At 67.3% G+C, this 17,267-nt stretch carries 13 protein-coding genes; 8 read left to right on the top strand and 5 right to left on the bottom strand.

Translation table 11 applies throughout. The features are described from left to right. Positions 1-19 precede the first annotated feature (19 nt). The 5 genes from AC5I49_RS15665 to galE form a co-directional block, all read right to left on the bottom strand. A complete protein-coding gene (locus tag AC5I49_RS15665) occupies positions 20-412 on the bottom strand; it encodes a DUF4870 family protein (RefSeq protein ID WP_013800783.1) in 393 nt (130 codons plus the stop codon). After that, a complete protein-coding gene (locus AC5I49_RS15660) occupies positions 409-822 on the bottom strand; it encodes a phosphoribosyl-ATP diphosphatase (RefSeq protein ID WP_016445563.1) in 414 nt (137 codons plus the stop codon). The genes AC5I49_RS15665 and AC5I49_RS15660 overlap by 4 nt, the downstream gene beginning before the upstream one ends. Beyond that, the gene (gene hisI, locus AC5I49_RS15655; protein ID WP_174538852.1) at positions 819-1,217 is read right to left on the bottom strand and encodes a phosphoribosyl-AMP cyclohydrolase; all 399 of its coding nucleotides are present in this window, start codon (positions 1,215-1,217) and stop codon (positions 819-821) included. Before hisI ends, AC5I49_RS15660 begins: the two co-directional genes overlap by 4 nt. 243 nt (positions 1,218-1,460) lie before the next feature. Further along, the gene (hisF, locus tag AC5I49_RS15650) at positions 1,461-2,261 is read right to left on the bottom strand and encodes an imidazole glycerol phosphate synthase subunit HisF (RefSeq protein ID WP_013800786.1); all 801 of its coding nucleotides are present in this window, start codon (positions 2,259-2,261) and stop codon (positions 1,461-1,463) included. Positions 2,262-2,337: 76 nt separating this feature from the next. Next, positions 2,338-3,348 (bottom strand): UDP-glucose 4-epimerase GalE, encoded by a 1,011-nt coding sequence (gene galE, locus AC5I49_RS15645; protein ID WP_209799721.1) that lies wholly within the window; start codon positions 3,346-3,348, stop codon positions 2,338-2,340. A 234-nt stretch (positions 3,349-3,582) separates the two neighbouring features. Between galE and AC5I49_RS15640 the strand changes: the two genes are divergently transcribed. The 8 genes from AC5I49_RS15640 to AC5I49_RS15605 all read left to right on the top strand — a co-directional run bounded on the left by AC5I49_RS15640 (position 3,583) and on the right by AC5I49_RS15605 (position 17,151). Then, entirely contained in the window at positions 3,583-6,402 is a 2,820-nt protein-coding gene (locus AC5I49_RS15640) for a bifunctional glycoside hydrolase/polysaccharide deacetylase family protein (RefSeq protein ID WP_495789590.1), read from the top strand. Continuing rightward, entirely contained in the window at positions 6,368-10,216 is a 3,849-nt protein-coding gene (locus AC5I49_RS15635) for a tetratricopeptide repeat protein (protein ID WP_495789589.1), read from the top strand. The genes AC5I49_RS15640 and AC5I49_RS15635 overlap by 35 nt, the downstream gene beginning before the upstream one ends. Before the next feature lie 25 nt (positions 10,217-10,241). Next, positions 10,242-10,793 (top strand): hypothetical protein, encoded by a 552-nt coding sequence (locus AC5I49_RS15630; protein WP_016445568.1) that lies wholly within the window; start codon positions 10,242-10,244, stop codon positions 10,791-10,793. Positions 10,794-10,815: 22 nt separating this feature from the next. Next, positions 10,816-12,195, top strand: a complete 1,380-nt coding sequence (locus AC5I49_RS15625; RefSeq protein WP_495789588.1) for a PelD GGDEF domain-containing protein — start codon at positions 10,816-10,818, stop codon at positions 12,193-12,195. Next, on the top strand, positions 12,188-13,210 hold the full coding sequence (locus tag AC5I49_RS15620) for a hypothetical protein (RefSeq protein WP_016445570.1): 1,023 nt from the start codon (positions 12,188-12,190) through the stop codon (positions 13,208-13,210). The genes AC5I49_RS15625 and AC5I49_RS15620 overlap by 8 nt, the downstream gene beginning before the upstream one ends. Continuing rightward, complete coding sequence (pelF, locus tag AC5I49_RS15615) at positions 13,207-14,763, top strand: GT4 family glycosyltransferase PelF (protein WP_034364780.1); 1,557 nt, start codon at positions 13,207-13,209, stop codon at positions 14,761-14,763. Before AC5I49_RS15620 ends, pelF begins: the two co-directional genes overlap by 4 nt. Continuing rightward, a complete protein-coding gene (pelG, locus tag AC5I49_RS15610) occupies positions 14,763-16,136 on the top strand; it encodes an exopolysaccharide Pel transporter PelG (RefSeq protein ID WP_016445572.1) in 1,374 nt (457 codons plus the stop codon). Before pelF ends, pelG begins: the two co-directional genes overlap by 1 nt. Positions 16,137-16,344: 208 nt before the next feature. Beyond that, positions 16,345-17,151 (top strand): amino acid ABC transporter substrate-binding protein, encoded by an 807-nt coding sequence (locus tag AC5I49_RS15605; RefSeq protein ID WP_016445573.1) that lies wholly within the window; start codon positions 16,345-16,347, stop codon positions 17,149-17,151. Positions 17,152-17,267 lie beyond the last annotated feature (116 nt).

Here is a 17,267-nt window from a genome sequence, read left to right as displayed (position 1 = left end):
GGCGGGCGGGCCGGCGGCTTCAGCGGTCCACGGCCTGGTTGCGGTTCATGGCGACCATGCCGCGCACGATGCGGTACAGGAACCAGATGGAGATCACCGTCCAGGCGATCCAGCCGGGCACGAAGAACAGCAGCCACAGCGGTGCCGTGACCAGGTACAGGATGCCGGCCCAGATCACGCTGCGGATGCGCCACGAGAAATGGTTGGCCATCCAGCTGCCTTCGGCGTCGCCGCGCTTGACCAGGTCGATGATCAGGGCGATCACCAGCAGCGCGATGCTGGGCTGGGCGCCGGGCACGACGGCGGCCACGGCCACCACCAGGTGCAGCAGGTAGCTGACCCAGCCCCAGGCCTTGAGGCCTTCGATGCGGGACTGGTCCAGGGCACGGACTTCGATGTAATCGTCATTCATGGCAGCGGTCCTTTCTCGTTCACATCACGTTCCTGGGCCTTGCGCAGCGCCTTTTCCTCGATGCCGCTGGTGCCTTCGCGGCGCTCCAGCTCGGCGACGACCTGGGCGGGCGTCAGGCCATAGTGGGCCAGGGCGATCATGCTATGGAACCACAGATCGGCCACTTCGTAGAGGATTTTGCCGGCGTCCCCGCCATGGTCTGCGTCCTTGGCGGCCATGACGACTTCGGTGGCCTCTTCGCCGATCTTCTTCAAAAAGGCATCCGGGCCCTTGTGCAGCAGGCGGGCGACGTAGCTTTTGTCGGGGTCGCCGCCGTTGGCGGGCTTGCGGCTTTCGATGACGGCGGCCAGGCGCGCCAGGGCGTCCTGCGAGGAAGTGCTTGCGGTGTCGTTCATGTTCGTGGAATTCATTTGTAGATCGATTCGGGGTCTTTCAAGACCGGATCGACGGCCTGCCACTGGCCATCGCGCAGCACGCTGTAGAAGCAGCTGTGGCGCCCCGTGTGGCAGGCAATGCCGGGCTCGTGGCCGGTCTGGGTGATCTTGAGCAGGACCACGTCGTTGTCGCAGTCGATGCGCACCTCGTGCACGGTCTGCACGTGGCCCGATTCCTCGCCCTTGAACCACAGCTTGTTGCGCGAGCGGCTGAAATAGACGGCGCGGCCCAGCTCGGCCGTCTTGGCCAGGGCCTCGCGGTTCATCCAGGCGAACATCAGCACGTCGCCCGTGTCCTTTTCCTGCGCGATCACGGGCACCAGGCCCTGCGCATCCCATTTGACTTGATCTAGCCAGTTCATTGCCTGCATTGTGAATATCCTGGGTTGGAATCCCTGTGACAGCATTGTCAGGAATTGCCTGGATTGAAAATACACCCCCTGAGTCGCTTCGCGCCTTCCCCCTCTCTCGCTGCGCGGGAGGGAGACGACAGCCTTGCTGCGGGGCGGCCCTTGCTCGCTGTCCCTGGTCCCTTGGGCCGCGCCGGTTTCATGGGTGTGGGCGGCGCGAACGCCATGGAAAACTGAAATGAAGGAGTCCGCCGACGCGCCGTATCAGAGGCGCACGGGCACGCCGCGCTCGGCCATGCGCTGCTTGGCCTGGCCCACGGTGAATTCGCCATAGTGGAAGATGCTGGCGGCCAGCACGGCGTCGGCGCCGCCCAGGGTCACGCCATCGGCCAGGTCGTCCAGCGAGCCCACGCCGCCGGAGGCGATCACGGGCACGGGCACGGCGTCGCTGACGGCGCGCGTGAGCTTCAGGTCGAACCCGGACTTGGTGCCGTCGCGGTCCATGCTGGTCAGCAGGATCTCGCCCGCGCCGCGGCGCGCCATTTCTGCGGCCCACTGCACGGCGTCCAGGCCGGTGTTCTTGCGTCCGCCGTGGCTGTAGACATCCCAGCCGGGGCCGGCGGCGCGGCCGTCGGCGCCGATGCGCTGCTCGTCTTCGGCGGTGCGGCGCTTGGCGTCGATGGCCACGACGATGCACTGCGCGCCGTACTTGTCGGAGGCGGCATTGATCACATCGGGATTGGCGATGGCGGCCGAGTTGAAGCTGGTCTTGTCGGCGCCCGCGTTGAGCAGGCGGCGCACGTCCTCGACGGTGCGCACGCCACCGCCCACGGTCAGCGGAATGAAGACCTGGCTGGCCACCGATTCGATGATGGGCAGGATCAGGTCTCGGCCATCGCTGGTGGCCGTGATGTCCAGGAAGGTCAGCTCGTCCGCGCCCTGGGCGTTGTAGCGCGCGGCGATCTCCACTGGGTCGCCCGCATCGCGCAGCTCCACGAAGTTCACGCCTTTGACGACGCGCCCTCCCGTGACGTCAAGACAGGGGATGATGCGTTTGGCAAGCATGGGCAGACTCGTGGCTAGGGCGTGAAACAAGGGCGAAAAGATACCACGCCCTCGGCGCCCGCAGGCGCTGCGGGGTTCAGCGCTTGAGACCTGCGGCCTGGCTTTGCCAGCGCCATGCGTCCTCGCACATGCGGTCCAGGTCCAGCATGGCCTTCCAGCCCAGCAGGCGCTCGGCCTCGGCGGGGTCGGCCCAGCACTGGGCCACGTCGCCGGGGCGGCGCGCCACGATCTGGTAGGGCACGGGGCGGCCGCTGGCGCGCTCGAAGGCCTTGACCATCTCCAGCACCGAGACCGGGCGCCCCGTGCCCAGGTTCACGGTCAGCAGGCCCTGCTGCTCGCGCAGATAGCGCAGCGCCGCCAGGTGGCCGCGCGCCAGGTCGGTGACGTGGATGTAGTCACGCACGCCTGTGCCGTCCGGCGTGGCGTAGTCATCCCCATAGACACTGAGCTGCTGGCGCTGGCCGATGGCGACCTGCGACACATAGGGCATGAGGTTGTTGGGGATGTCGCGCGGGTCCTCGCCGATCAGGCCGCTTTCATGGGCGCCCACGGGATTGAAGTAGCGCAGCCGTGCCAGGCGCCACTGGCCGGGCTCGGCGCGGTCCAGGTCGGCCAGCATTTCCTCGATCCACAGCTTGCTGCGGCCGTAGGGGTTGGTGGCAGACAGCGGGAAATCCTCGCGGATCGGCAGGCTGGCCGGGTCGCCGTAGACCGTGGCCGAGGAGGAGAACACCAGGCTGTGCACGCCCGCCGCCTGCATGGCCTGCAGCAGGGCGACCGTGCCGCCCACGTTGTGTTCGTAGTAGCGCAGTGGCTGGGCCACGGATTCGCCCACGGCCTTGAGTGCGGCGAAGTGGATCACCTCGCGGATGGAGTGCTCGGCAAACAGCCGGTCCAGCGCGGCGCGGTCGCGCACATCGCCTTCCACGCACAGCGGGCGCCGGCCCGTGATGCGTTCCATGCGGTCGAGCACGTCGGCGCTGCTGTTGCTGAAGTTGTCGTAGATCAGGTAGGACTCGCCTGCGGCGGCCAGCTCCACGCAGGTGTGGGAGCCGATGAAGCCGGCGCCGCCTGTGACCAGGATCATGAATACCTCTCATTGGTGATTTTTTGGCGTGCCTAGTATCGCAATAACCCAGCTTCTCCCCGGGTTCAAGTGGGCTGAGCACAAAAGTAGGGAGAAAACACATTTGTAGACAAACAACGTTATGCTCGGCCCGCTTTTCGTCGGATTGACGATAGCTTTCATCAAATTGTTAAGAAATTTGATGCATAAAAACTATGAATTGATGGGGCATCACCACGCCCTGAGGAGAAGGCCATGAACGGTTTCCTGCGAAGCTGCCTGGTCTGCTGGGGGTTGCTGTGCGGCTGGGTGGTGCAGGCTGCCGAACCCGCGGTGGCTGTCTATTACGGGAACAAGGCATCGCTCAGTGAATTGAGCCTCTACGACATTGCCGTCGTGGAGCCGGGCCATGGCTATGACCCGGTCCGGTTTCGCAAGCAGGCCCCGGGCAGCGAGCTGTATGCCTACGCTTCCGTGGCCGAGGTGCTGCCCGAGCGCGCCTACTTCGGCAAGATTCCCGAGGCCTGGAAGATGGCGCGCAACGGCGCCTGGCAGTCCATCGTCCTGGACCAGACACCCGCGCAGTGGCCCGCCTTCTTTGCCGACGAGGTGATCGCGCCGCTGTGGAAGCAGGGCTTTCGCGGCTTCTTCCTGGACACGCTGGACTCCTACCGCCTGGCCACGAATTTCGACGAAAAGGCCCAGCAGGACGGCCTGGTGCGCGTCATCGAGACGCTGCACCAGCGCTATCCCGGCATCCGCCTGATCCTGAACCGGGGCTTCGAGATCGTGCCGCGCGTGAGGGACAAGGTACAGATGGTGGCGGCCGAGTCGCTGTTGCGGGGCTGGGATGCCAGCCTCAAGCGCTATGTGAACGTGCCCGAGAAAGACCGCGAATGGCTGCTGCAGCAACTGCAGACCATCCGCGAGCGCGACCGCCTGCCGGTGCTGTCCATCGACTACGTGGCCCCGCATGACCGCGACGCCACGCGTGAGACCGCCCACCGCATTGCGCAGCTGGGCATCATCCCCTGGGTTTCCGATGCCGGGCTGCAGACCCTGGGCATAGGCCAGGTGGAGGCGGTGGCGCGCAGGGTGTTGATTCTCTACAACGGTGCCGACTATCCGTCCATCAACGGCGCATCGGCGCACCGCTTCCTGGAAATGCCCCTGAACTACATGGGCTACGTCGCCGACTACGCCGATGTGCGCGAGCCCCTGCCCGAAGGCGTGTCGCGCGACCGCTATGCCGGCGTGGTGAGCTGGTTCGGCGGCGCGGTGCCCGAGATGCGGGCCAAAAGCGTGCGGCAGTGGCTGGCCAACCAGGTGCAGCAGGGCATGCCGCTGCTGGTGCTCAATACGCTGGGCCTGTCCCAGGACCGCACCATGTCGGCCGCCCTGGGCACGCGCAGCACGGAAGCGGCACCCGTGTTCCCGCTGCGGCGCGCCGAAAAGGCGCCGGTCATGGGTTTCGAGATACAGCCGGCCGAGCCAGCGCACGATTACGAAGGCTGGGAGTTCACGCCGCAGATGGCCAGGGGCAGCCGCGAGTTGCTGTCCTTCGACGACAAGCGGGGGCGCCGCTTCGTGTCGGCCGCCATCACGCCCTGGGGCGGCTTTGCACTCATGCCCTATGTGGTGGTGGGCATGCCGGGCACCGACCAGTCGCGCTGGGTGATCGACCCCTTCGCGCTGTTGCGCGAGGCGCTGCGCCTGCAGGACTTTCCGGTGCCCGACGTCACCACCGAGAACGGCCGCCGCCTGCTGCTGGCCCATGTGGACGGGGACGGCTTTCCTTCCAAGGCCGAGCTGCCGGGCACGCCCTTCGCGGGCGAGGTGCTGCGCCGCGAGATCCTGGAGCGCTACAGGATTCCGCACACCATCTCGGTCATCGAGGCCGAAGTCTCGCCGCAGGGCCTGTATCCGCAGTGGGCCGACCAGCTGGAGGGCATTGCCAAGCGCATCTTCGCCATGCCCCATGTCGAGATCGCCAGCCATTCCTATTCCCATCCCTTCTTCTGGGAGCCCGGGGCAGCGCCCGACGGGGATGACAGCAAGGAGGTGAACCTCAACCTCCACATCCCCGGCTACCAGATGGACATGAACCGGGAGATCAATGGCTCGGTCGACTACATCCGCAAGCGCCTGGCGCCGCCCGGCAAGCCGGTGGACGTGTTCCTGTGGACCGGCAACACGGCGCCCAGCGCCGAGGCCCTGGCCATCTCCGACGCGGCGGGACTGCTCAACATGAATGGCGGCGACACGGCCATCACGCGCAGCAATCCCTCGCTGACGGAGGTGCGCAGCTGGGGCCTGCGCAAGGGCGGCCATCTGCAGATCTATGCGCCCGTCACCAACGAGAACATCTACACCAACCTCTGGCACGGGCCGTTCTACGGCTTCGAGCGCGTCATCGAAACCTTCGAGATGACCGACGCGCCCCGGCGCATGAAGGCCGTGGACATCTACTACCACTCCTACTCCGCCAGCAAGCAGGCCAGCATCAAGGCCCTGCACAAGGTCTACCAGTGGGCGCTGGCGCAGCGGCTGAACCCGGTCTACAGCTCCGAGTACATCCGCAAGGTGCAGGATTTCTACGAATTCGCCATCGGCCGCGACGCGCAGGGCTGGCGCCTGCGGGGCCCGGGCCAGTTGCGCACGCTGCGCATGCCGCCCGGCATGGCCCTGCCGTCCATGGCTGCCAGCCGCGGCATCGCCGGCTATGCCAAGGGCACGGACGGCAACTACCTTCACCTGGCCGGCGGCGCCGGATACCTGGTGCAGCAGGATGCCGCAGGCGCGGCCGCCTCCGCGGCGCGTCCCTATCTGGTGGATGCCAATGCCCGGCTCACGCAATGGCTGCCCCAGGCCGATGGCGGCGTGCGCTTGACCCTGCAGGGCCATGTGCCGCTGGAGCTGCGCATGCACCTGCCGTCCGGCTGTGCGCTGAGTTCCCTGAACGCCGCCAATCCCCTCATTGCCGTGGCGGGTGCCGATACGGGCAGCTCCAACCTCCGTTCCTTCAGAAGTACCCATCACAGTGTTGAACTCCAAGCGCAATGCCGGGGGCTCTGAGCGCCCCGTCACGGTTCCCTTCTGGCTGATCGTGCTGCTGGCGGTACTGATCGGTGGCGCCCTGTGGATGCTGTTTCCCAAGCAGGATCTGGAGCGCCGGCTCTCCGTCACCGGAGATGATTCCGAGCTGTCCTACAACTACCTGAGCAACCTGCTCAAGAGCGACCCGGGCAATGAAAACCTGCGCGCCCTGCTCAAGGCCAAGGAGGAGCGCCTGAAAGCCATCAAGCTGGCGCGTGAAGAGGCAGCCAAGCAGGCGCTGCCCAGCGCCGCCGTCCAGGCCTGGGAGCGCTGGCAGGCCGCCTACCAGAACTATCTGGAGGCGCAAAAGCAGGACCATCGCGCCGGAGGGCAGGCCGATGCCCTGGCGCTCCAGGTGATGCAGGCGCTCAAGGAGGTCCCGCTGGCGGGTCTGACCCAGGAGCAGGCGCTGTACCTGGCCTCTTCGGCGCTGGTACTCAAGGACGCACCGCTGGCCCTGGGCATCTACGACGACGTGGCAGAGCGCCAGGCCGATCCCGCGCGCAAGGCGCAGGTCTATGAGTCCGCTGCGCGGCAGGCGCTGGGCATGTCGCTGTACGAGGAATCGGCGCGGCTGCTGCGCCAGGCCAGCGCCACGACCGAGGACGTCCCGCAGTCGCGCGCCTATCTCTGGCAGGCCCTGCAGGTGCTGCAGTCCGGCAACCGTGCCAGCGAAGCGCTGGCGCTGGCGCGCCAGCAGGAAGAACTGTTGGGCAGCGACCCGGAAACGCTGCGAAGGCTCATCGGCCTGGCGCGTGCGGCCGGCAACCGGGCCGAGGCCGAGCGCTATGCCAAGCGGCTGCTGCAGCTGTCCCTGCTGCAGCAATGGCAGGTGCAGGTGGCAGGCGCTTCGGGAGCAGGCCCGGCCGTAGCGTCCGCAGTGGCCGACGACGGCGCCTGGGCACTGCAGCCCGTGGCCTGGACCGCCCCGGGCTGGCGCATGCTGCGCACGGCCGACCCCGCACGCAAGCCGCCGCCGGGCCTGCCCTTTGACGACAAGACCTACCAGCTGGGCTACGAGGTGTTCCTCGAGAACCGCAATCTGGAGGACGCCTGGCGCGTGGCCACGGCCGCGGTGCGCCAGGCGCCGCAGGACATGGCCTGGCGCGAGCGCCTGGCCCAGGTGTCCGAATGGATGGGGCAGCAGCAGCAGGCTCTGGACAACTGGCTGGTCATTGCGCAGAACACGGGCCGTGAAGATGCCTGGAAGACGGTGATGCGCCTGGCGCCGGGCCTGTTCGACGACCGCGCCCTGATTGCCGGCCTGCGCCACCAGTTGAGCCGCCGTCCCCAGGATGCCGCGCTGCTGCAGGCGCTGGTCCAGGCCTATGAGCGCCAGGCCGAGCCGGGCGCGGCCATCGACTATCTGCAAAAGCACGGCAGCACGCCGCAGTCGCAGATTCTGCTGGCCCAGCTGGCCGAGCGCGCAGGCCGTTCGCCGCTGGCGCTGCAGGCATGGAAGCGCGTGCTCAGCGATCCCGAGCAGCGCACGCCGGCCCATGTCATGCCCGCCGCCGTGCTCGCGCTGCTGCAGGGCGAGCCGGCGCTGGGCCTGCGCTGGCTGGAAGACGCACAGACGCGCGTTCCGGCCGGCATGCAGGACGAAGGCGAGTACTGGCGCCTGCTGGGCGACCTGGCCCAGGACCAGCGCCAGGAGGCGCTGACGCTCAAGGCCTACCGCCGCCTGCTGCAGACGCCGCACGCCGGCATCAGCGACTACGACGAAGTGATCCGCCTGCTGCAGCGCACCGACCGGCGCGAGGCGGCCCAGATGTCCCTGCATGCCTGGGAGCAGTTCCAGGACGTGCGCCATCTGACACAGGCCTTCTACCTGCTGGAGGACCAGGAGGACTGGACGCAGATCGGCCGCCAGGTCGAGCGCATCATGGCCGACCCGGCCTTGCTCAAGCGCCTGATGGGCCAGCCCACCTTTTTCCAGATCCTGGGCGCCTACTACCAGCGCACTGCGCAGCCGAAAAAGGCCATGGAAGCCTTCGAGAAGGGCCTGGCGCTGGACCCCGGCTCCACGCCGCTGCGCCAGGGCCTGATGTGGCTGCTGATCGACACGCAGAACGCGGCGGCCCTCAAGCTGCTGCTGGCGGCGGCCGAGCCCGTGTGGGCACGTGATGCCGACATGCACGGCGCCCTGGCGGCGGCCTACATGACGCTGTCGCGCCCGGCCGTTGCGCTGGAGCGGTATCTGAAGCCGCACCGCACGGAGCATGCCGACGACTTCCTGTGGATGATGCAGTACGCGGATGCGCTGGAGCAGAACCAGCAGGCGGACCAGGCCTGGAACCTGAGGCAGCAGCTGTGGCAGCGCGAGAAGGCGCGCACGCGTGCGCAGCAGGGCCCTTCGGCCGATGCGGCCCGCCGCTGGCTGACCGCCGAGGGCCTGGACGAGGTCCAGCGCCAGGCACGCAGCCGGCTCATGCTCTTTCATACCCAGGGAGATGCCGAATTCGCCCTGATGCGCGAGCTGCTGCGCATGGACCTGGAAGGCGGGCGCCGCGAGCATTCCGCCGCTGCGGCCGAGCTGGCCATCGCCTGGCTGCAGGAGCGCGGCGAATACCAGGCCGAGCGCGGCTACCTTTGGCAGCAGTACGCGCGCAGCCGCAGCAAGAGTGCCAGCGCACCGCTGTGGGCCGAGATCACGGTGGCCCTGGCGGAAAAGGATGTGGCCCAGGCCGGGCAACTGCTGCAGCGCCATGACGAGGCACTGCCGCGCTACGACCGCATCAACGCGGCGGCCATGGTGGGCGATGTGCGGCTGGCGCAGACCGCGGGCTTCGAGAGCATGGCCTACCAGCCCGACGACGATCCCCTGCACCTGGGGCTGACTGAGCAGTTGCTGGCCTTCAGCGACTACGGCGGCCTGCAGTTGCGCAATCGCCGCATGGACGCCATCGACGAGCAGGTCTCGCGGCTGCGCTGGCATGTGGGTCTCAACCCCCGCTGGGCGCTGGACCTGGATGCCGAGGACGTGCGCCGCACGGTCAGCAAAAGCACCCTGGTGCGCGGACCCTCCCAGGAGCGGGGCATCGGCCTGCGCCTGACGCGCAAGACGCAGTCGGCCTCCAGCGAGTTCATGCTGGGCCGGCGCGAAAGCCTGGAGAGCTACACGCCGATGCAGTTCACGCAGACCTACAACGTGGACAGCCGCTGGAGCCTGCAGGCATCGCTGGGCCGACATCTGGCCACGCAGGAAACGCTGGCCATGCGCATGGGCGGCATGAAGGACCGCGTGTCGCTGGGCAGCAGCTACCAGCTCTCGCGCCTGGACCAGATCACGCTGGAGCTGGCATCGGAGCGCTACCGCGTGCAAAGCGGCGCCCGCGTGGGCTCCGGCAACCATGCGATGCTGCAATACCTGCACACCTATCGCAGCGAGGCACCCACCCTGCAGTTCGGCGCCTTCACCTCCTGGCACCGCTACAGCCGCACCGACCCGGCGCTGCTGCAGGGCAGGGATGCGGCCATCCTGGGCTACCTGCCTGCGTTCAACGATCCCACCATCGACTATCTGTTGCCGCGCAGCTTCCGCTTCTCGGGCCTGCAGATGATGTTCAACACGGGCTACGAGCAGCAATACACGCGCGCGCTGCGGCCCTATGCCAGCCTGGCCCTGACGCACCACAGCATCAACGGCGCGGGCTACGAGCTGGGCATGGGCCTGGCCACCAGCCTGTTCGGCGCGGACCACCTCGCGCTGGGCCTGAACCTGTCCAAGTCGGGCATCAACACCGTGGGCAATACCCGCGAGCTGTTGCTCACCTACCGCCTCCACTACTGATCCGAAGACTTCAAGGAGCCTTTCCATGACACACCGCACTTCTTTTGCCTCCCGCCTTCGCGTGCTCACGGGTATGGCCCTTGTCGGCCTGCTGTCTGCCTGCTCGACCATCGACCGGGGCACGGCGCCCGCTCTGGAGACGAACGCCAGCTGGGCCGTGCTGCCCTTCGAGAACCACACCGAGACACCCATGGCCGGCAACCGCGCCGCCGCCATCGCCACGGCGCTGATCAATGCGCGCGGCGTGGGCCAGGTCAAGCGCTACACGGGCGATGCGCTGCAGGAGACGCTGTTCGACGGCCGCGACGCCAAGCGCCGCGAGGACGCCCTGGCCTGGGCGCGCGGCGAAGGCGTGCGCTATGCGCTGACGGGCGCGGTGGACGAATGGCGCTACAAGGTCGGAGTGGATGGCGAACCGGCCGTGGGCGTGACGCTGGAGATCGTGGATGTGGGCACCGGCGCCACCGTGTGGAGCGGCGCGGGCGCGCAAAGCGGCTGGAGCCGCGAGGCCCTGGCCGCCGTGGGCCAGAAGCTGATCCGCAATCTGCTGGGCACGGGCCTGGCCAACGCCCGATAAGCGCATCGAGGAACGATTTTCCATGCCAGACCAAGCCACCACGCCCAAGGCGGCACCGCATCCCGATGCACCGCGCCGAGCCGGCATTGCCGCGGAATTCAGGGGTTCGCCCCTGGGCCTGCTTGTGCAGACAAGCGCCAAGCCCTGGGTGGTGGTGGGAGAGACGCTGCTTTTGCCGTTGCTGGCCCTGTTGGTCGGCATGTGGGCCAACCCCGCCAACCCCCTGTGGGTGGAGGCGGAGTTTCCCTGGGCCTGGCTGGCGCCCGTGGTCGTGGCGCTGCGCTACGGGCCCGTTGCCGGCCTGTCGGCGTCCGGTGTGCTGCTGCTGGCATGGCTGGGCGTCAACCAGCGGGATCTGTCGCTGTTTCCCGAACAGTATTTCCTGGGCGGCCTGATCCTGGTCATGGTCGTTGGCGAGATCTCCAGCCTGTGGCGCGCGCGCATACGCCGTGCGCGCACGGCGCAGAACTACATGGACCAGCGCACCGAGCAGCTGATCCGCCAGCATTACCTGCTGCGCCTGTCGCATGACCGCCTCGAGCAGGAGCTCATAGGCCGTCCCGTGTCCATGCGCGACGCCATCAACGTGCTCAGCGGCCTCAGCGGCGCCGAGGGCGATGCGCAAAGCCTGCTCAACCTGCTGGCGCGCTTCAGCCAGATCAGCGTGGCCAGCCTGGTGCCCGTGCGCAACGATGTGCTGGACCCCACGCCCATTGCCCAGCTGGGCGGCGAGCGGCCCATCCATGTCCATGACCCGCTGGTGCGCCAGGCGCTGGACAGCCATGTGCTGTGCCATATCTCGCAAAGCATGGCGGAGGGCCAGCAGACGCAGTACATCGTCGTGGCGCCCATGCTGGACCTGGAAGGCGAGATCTACGGCCTGCTGCTGGTCGAGGAAATGCCTTTCTTCGCACTGCAGGAAGAAGCGCTGCAGACCATCAACCTGCTGCTGGGCTACTACACCGACAGCGTGGCCGCCAACAGCCTGGCCGCACCGCTGCTGCAGGCCTATCCCGACTGCCCGCCGCACTTCGCCTTCGAGGTGCAGCGCATGGAGCATGTGAACCGCAGCGCGCGCCTGAGCAGCGTGGTGGTGGCGCTGGAGCTGTCGCCATCGGCCGTCCAGGCGCAGATGGCCCAGCAGATCATGCGGCTGGAGCGCATGCTGGACCGCTCCTGGCTGCAGGAGCGCGATGGCCGGCAGCTGCTGGCCATCTTCATGCCGCTGGGCACCAACGCCACGGCCGAGGGCTACCTGAACCGCATCGAGGCCTGGCTGGCCCAGCGCGGCGTGGCCTCGCTGGCCGATGCGGGCATCTTCCCGCGCACCATCTTGCTGGACCGCTGCTCGGCCATCAGCGTGCTGGAGCGGCTGCACCAGATGGGGCAGGGCCATGCTTAACCTCAAGCTGGCCCTGGGCGCGCTGGCCGCGGAAATCGCCTCCTGGAGCAGCCTGTGGCTGCTGCGCAGCCAGTCGGATGCCGCCCTGCTGGGCTATCTCATGGCCCATGGATTGGCCAGTGGCCTGCTGGCGCTGTGCCTGGCGCCGTTCCTGGCCACCTCGGCCAGGTCGGTGCGCCAGCGCCTGGCCCTGGTGGCGCTGATGGGGCTGTTTGCCTATGCCGTGCCGGTGGCCGGCATCCTGGGCGCCGTCGTGGCCACCATTGCGCTGCACACGCAGCGCGGTCCGCGCGGTGGCCAGCGCTTTCCGGTGATGCCCCTGCCCGATTTCGACCCGCACCAGCAGTCCGGCACCAGCCGCCGCCAGGCGGGCCTGCAGTCCTTCCTGGCCAATCCCAATGTGCCCGTCGCCTCGCGCATGCGGGCCATGGTGGCGCTGGGCAGCGTGCCGGGGCGCATTGCCTCGCCCATGCTGCGCACGGCGCTGGGCGATTCCAGCGAGGACCTGCGCCTGCTGGCCTACAGCATGCTGGACGCCAAGGAGCGCGAGATCAGCAAGACCATCCACCAGGAGCTTCAGCTGTTCGAGCATGCCCGCCAGTCCGAGGGCGATGCGCCCTGCGGGCCGCGCGGACTGCAGGCGGCTCGGGCGCTCACCGACCTGTATGCGGAGCTGGTCTACCAGGGCGTGGCGCAGGGCGATGTGCGTGACCACGCCATCCAGCAATCCCTGCACTACTGCGACCTGGTGCTGGCCCAGCGGCCCGACAACGCGCTGCTGCTGTTGCGCCGTGGCCGGCTGTTGCATCTGCAGGGCAGGCAGGTGGAGTCGCTGGCCTGCTACGAGCGCTCGCTGGCGCTGGGCATGGAGCCCGCGCGCGTCGTGCCCTACCAGGCCGAGCTGCTGTTCGAGCGGCGCGAGTTCGCCAAGGCGCAGGCGCTGATGCGATCGCTGGACATCGAGCATGCCCTGCCGCGCCTGAAGCCCAGCATCCGCTACTGGAGTGCCTCATGAGCCGTGCGAGCCAGTTCCCCACGGCTGCCAGTGCGGACATCGCGCTGCTGCTGGAGGGCACGTTTCCCTATGTCAGCGGCGGCGTGTCCAGCTGGGTCAACCAGATCCTGCAGGCCTATCCCGAGCACCGCTTCGCCATCGTCTTCCTGGGAAGCCGGCGCGAGGACTATGGCGATTTCCGCTACGCGCTGCCGCCTAACGTGGTGCACTTCGAGCAGCATTTCCTCTTTGACGCCCTGCACTCCAACATCCAGCCCGCGCCCTCGCGCGGCCATCCCGAAGCCCTGGCCAAGGCCCGGGAGTTCCTGCAAGCGCTGGAGGCACATGACGGCAGTGCCGAAAGCCGGGCCAAGGTGCTGGCGGCCATGCGCTCGATTGCGCTGGAACTGCAGCCCGGCGGCAGCCTGCCGCTGGAGGATTTCCTGCACAGTGAATTCGCCTGGGACCTGATCCGCGACAGCTACCGGCGCCACTGCACCGATCCATCGTTCGTGGACTTCTTCTGGACCGTGCGCATCATGCTGCAGCCGCTGTGGCTGATGGCGCGCATCGCCCACGGGCTGATCCCGGTGCGCGTGCTGCATACGGTCTCCACGGGCTATGCGGGGTTTCTGGGGGGGCTGCTGCACCATTCGCGCGGCCTGCCGCTGGTGCTGTCCGAGCATGGCATCTACACCAAGGAGCGGCAGATCGACCTGCTGCAGAGCACCTGGATCCGCGACAACCGCAACATCTTCCAGCGCGACCCCATGGAGGTGTCGTTCTTCCGGCAGATGTGGATACGGTTTTTCGACTGGATGGGGCGCTTTTGCTATGGCGCGGCCGACCCCATCATTGCGCTGTACGAGAACAACCGCCTGCGCCAGGTGGCCGATGGCGCGGCGGCAGAGCGCACGGTCAGCATTCCCAACGGCATCCGCATAGAGCGCTTTGCGCCGCTGCGCACCCAGCGGCCGGCCGAGACGCCGCCCGTGCTGTGCCTGATCGGCCGCGTGGTGCCCATCAAGGACATCAAGACCTTCATCCGCGCCATGCGCCGCGTGGTCAACCGGATGCCCCAGGCCCAGGCCTGGGTGGCCGGCCCCACGGCCGAAGACCCGGCCTATGCCGATGAATGCCAGAACCTCGTGGACAGCCTGGGCCTGCAGGCCAACGTCCGCTTTCTGGGCATGCAGAAGGTGGAGGAGTTGCTGCCCAAGGTGGGCGTGGTCGTGCTGTCGTCCATCAGCGAGGCGCTGCCCCTGGTGATTCTCGAAGCACAGGCCGCCGGCGTGCCCGTGGTCAGCACCGACGTGGGCTCGTGCCGCCAGCTCATCGACGGGCTGGGGCCCGAGGACCAGGCCCTGGGCTCGTGCGGGCGCGTGGTCGGCATTGCCAACCCCGAGGCACTGGCCGATGCCTGCCTGGAGCTGCTGGCATCGCCCGGGCAATGGCAGGCCGCCAGCGCGGCCGGGATTGCGCGCGTGGAGCGCTACTACTCCGACCGGCTGCTGTTCGAGCGCTACAGGCAGGTCTATGACAGGGCGCTGCAACAGTCCGAGGAAAAACACTGATGGCCGGCATTGGATTCGAACTGCGCCACCTGCTGCGCAAGAACACGCTGACCAGCGTGCTCCAGGCCTACGCCTATGCAGGCGTCATCGGCTCGGGGCCGTGGGTGTTCTCCATCATCGGCATCCTGCTGGTGGGGGTGTTCAGCGTCAGCGTAGTGGCGCCGCCGCTGCTGGTCACGCAGTTCCAGACCTCGGTCACCTACCTGGTGGCCAGCAGCCTGATCCTGACCGGGGCGGCGCAGCTGGCATTCACGCGCTTTGTCTCGGACCAGCTGTTCCTCAAGAAGGACGAGAGCATCCTGCCCAACCTGCATGGCCTGCTGCTGGTCGTGGTGGCCACGGCCAGCGCGCTGGGCACGCTGGCGCTGTTCGTGGTGCTGCCGGGCCAGGGCCTGCTGTACCGCGTGCTGATGCTGGCGGGCTTCACGCTGATGTGCGTGGTCTGGGTCATGACCGTGCTGCTGTCGGGCCTCAAGCACTACCGGGCCATTGCCGGGCTGTTCGGCGCCACCTACCTGCTCATCGTGCTGCTGGCGCTGCCGCTGCGGTACTGGGGGCTGGAAGGGCTGCTGGCCAGCTTCGTGATCGGCCACGTGCTGCTGCTGGCCGGCATGTGGCTGATCGTGCTGCGCAGCTTTCCGCTGCAAAAGCGCTGGATCGCCTTCGACTTCACGCAGCGCTCGCTGATCTTTCCGGCGCTGATCGCCATCGGCGTGCTCTACAACCTGGGCATCTGGATCGACAAGTTCATGTTCTGGTACTACCCGCCGACCTCGCAGCAGATCATCGGCGGGCTCAGGGCCTCGCTGATCTACGACCTGCCGGTGTTCCTGTCCTACCTGTCCATCATCCCGGGCATGGCGGTCTTTCTGGTGCGCATCGAGACCGACTTCGTCGAGTACTACGACAAGTTCTTCGATGCAGTGCGCGGCGGCGGATCGCTCGAGTACATCGAGTCCATGCGCAACGAAATGGTCTACGCCATCCAGGCGGGCCTGGGCGAGATCGCCAAGGTGCAGACGCTGGCCGTCCTCGTCACCCTGGTGGCCGGACCGGCCATCCTGCAGTTGCTGGGCATCTCCCAGCTGTACCTGCCGCTGCTGCATGTGCAGGTGGTCGGCGCCGGGCTGCAGGTGGGCGTGATGGCCGTGCTCAACGTGTTCTTCTATCTGGACGAGCGGCGCATCGTCTTCATGCTGTGCCTGCTGCTGGTGGTGCTGAACATCGCCTTCACGGGCATTTCGCTGGCGCTGGGCGCCGCGTTCTATGGCTATGGCTTTTGCCTGGCCATGCTGGTGACGCTGTGCGTGGGCCTGTTCATGCTCTCGCGCGAACTCAACCGGCTCGAGTACAAGACCTTCATGCTGCAGTGACCGGCAGGCATCTCTCGCCCTTTGCCGATTTGCACGGTCTTGATCCAGCGTGTTGGCGGGGGGCGCCGGTCTGCGCGACAATACGGGATTCGGCGCCGGCACCCAACCGAGACAAAGGTTCCGCCAAGGAACCATTCATTACAACGATTGCGCACCTTGCGTGCAGCGGCCGCCGCCTTTCGCTTTTTCCACTCCAAAGCTTTAAGCCATGAAAAAACGCACCCTCTTGGCCATGGTGGCCCTGTCTGCACTGCTGGCAGCCTGCGGCAAGAACGAGTCCGCATCGACCGCCGCCGCGCCGGTTGCCGCCCCCGTGCCGGCAGCCATGACCAAGTTGGTGATCGGCCTGGACGACAACTTCCCGCCCATGGGCTTTCGTGACGACAAGAACGAGATCGTCGGCTTCGACATCGACATGGCGCGCGAAGCCGCCAAGCGCATGAACGTGGAGGTGGACTTCAAGCCCATCGACTGGAGCGCCAAGGAGGCCGAGCTGGTCGGCAAGCGCGTCGACGCGCTGTGGAACGGCCTGACCATCACCGAAGAGCGCAAGAAGAACATCGCCTTCACCGCGCCCTACATGGAGAACCACCAGATCATCATCGTGCGCGCCGACTCCGACATCAAGGACAAGGCCGGCCTGGCCGGCAAGGTCGTGGGTGCGCAGGATGGCAGCTCGGCCGTGGACGCCATCAAGAAGGACGCCGCCGTGGCCGCCAGCTTCAAGGACCTGAAGACCTTCGGCGACAACATCACCGCGCTGATGGACCTGTCGGCCGGCCGCCTGGACGCCGTCGTGGTCGACGAGGTCGTGGGGCGCTTCCACGTGGCCAAGAAGGCTGGCGAGTACCTGGTGCTCGAGGACAACTTCGGCACCGAGGACTACGGCGTGGGCCTGCGCAAGGAGGACACCGAAGTTCTGGGCAAGCTCGAAGCCGCGCTGGCCGAGATGAAGAAGGACGGCAAGGCCGCCGAAATCGCCTCCAAGTGGTTCGGCAAGGACATCATCAAGTAAATCCGGCACACCATGCGACCGGCAAGGCCAGCCTGGCATTGCCGGTCTTTTGCGTTCTGGGACGCACGCGCCCGTGGCTGCCCGGATCCTGCCGATGCCGGCGGGGCCGCGCACCG

This window comes from Delftia sp. (genome assembly GCF_059499305.1).
The sequence above is the reverse complement of the archived record's forward strand: the minus strand, read 5'-3'. Positions and strand labels throughout refer to the sequence as shown.

Bases quoted from the DNA above. Each gene is read 5' to 3' on its own strand.
- hisI (WP_174538852.1), bottom strand. From the start codon at position 1,217: ATGCAGGCAATGAACTGGCTAGATCAAGTCAAATGGGATGCGCAGGGC.
- AC5I49_RS15665 (WP_013800783.1), bottom strand. From the start codon at position 412: ATGAATGACGATTACATCGAAGTCCGTGCCCTGGACCAGTCCCGCATC.
- AC5I49_RS15640 (WP_495789590.1), top strand. From the start codon at position 3,583: ATGAACGGTTTCCTGCGAAGCTGCCTGGTCTGCTGGGGGTTGCTGTGC.
- galE (WP_209799721.1), bottom strand. From the start codon at position 3,348: ATGATCCTGGTCACAGGCGGCGCCGGCTTCATCGGCTCCCACACCTGC.
- pelG (WP_016445572.1), top strand. From the start codon at position 14,763: ATGGCCGGCATTGGATTCGAACTGCGCCACCTGCTGCGCAAGAACACG.
- AC5I49_RS15630 (WP_016445568.1), top strand. From the start codon at position 10,242: ATGACACACCGCACTTCTTTTGCCTCCCGCCTTCGCGTGCTCACGGGT.
- AC5I49_RS15625 (WP_495789588.1), top strand. From the start codon at position 10,816: ATGCCAGACCAAGCCACCACGCCCAAGGCGGCACCGCATCCCGATGCA.
- hisF (WP_013800786.1), bottom strand. From the start codon at position 2,261: ATGCTTGCCAAACGCATCATCCCCTGTCTTGACGTCACGGGAGGGCGC.
- AC5I49_RS15605 (WP_016445573.1), top strand. From the start codon at position 16,345: ATGAAAAAACGCACCCTCTTGGCCATGGTGGCCCTGTCTGCACTGCTG.
- AC5I49_RS15620 (WP_016445570.1), top strand. From the start codon at position 12,188: ATGCTTAACCTCAAGCTGGCCCTGGGCGCGCTGGCCGCGGAAATCGCC.
- pelF (WP_034364780.1), top strand. From the start codon at position 13,207: ATGAGCCGTGCGAGCCAGTTCCCCACGGCTGCCAGTGCGGACATCGCG.
- AC5I49_RS15660 (WP_016445563.1), bottom strand. From the start codon at position 822: ATGAATTCCACGAACATGAACGACACCGCAAGCACTTCCTCGCAGGAC.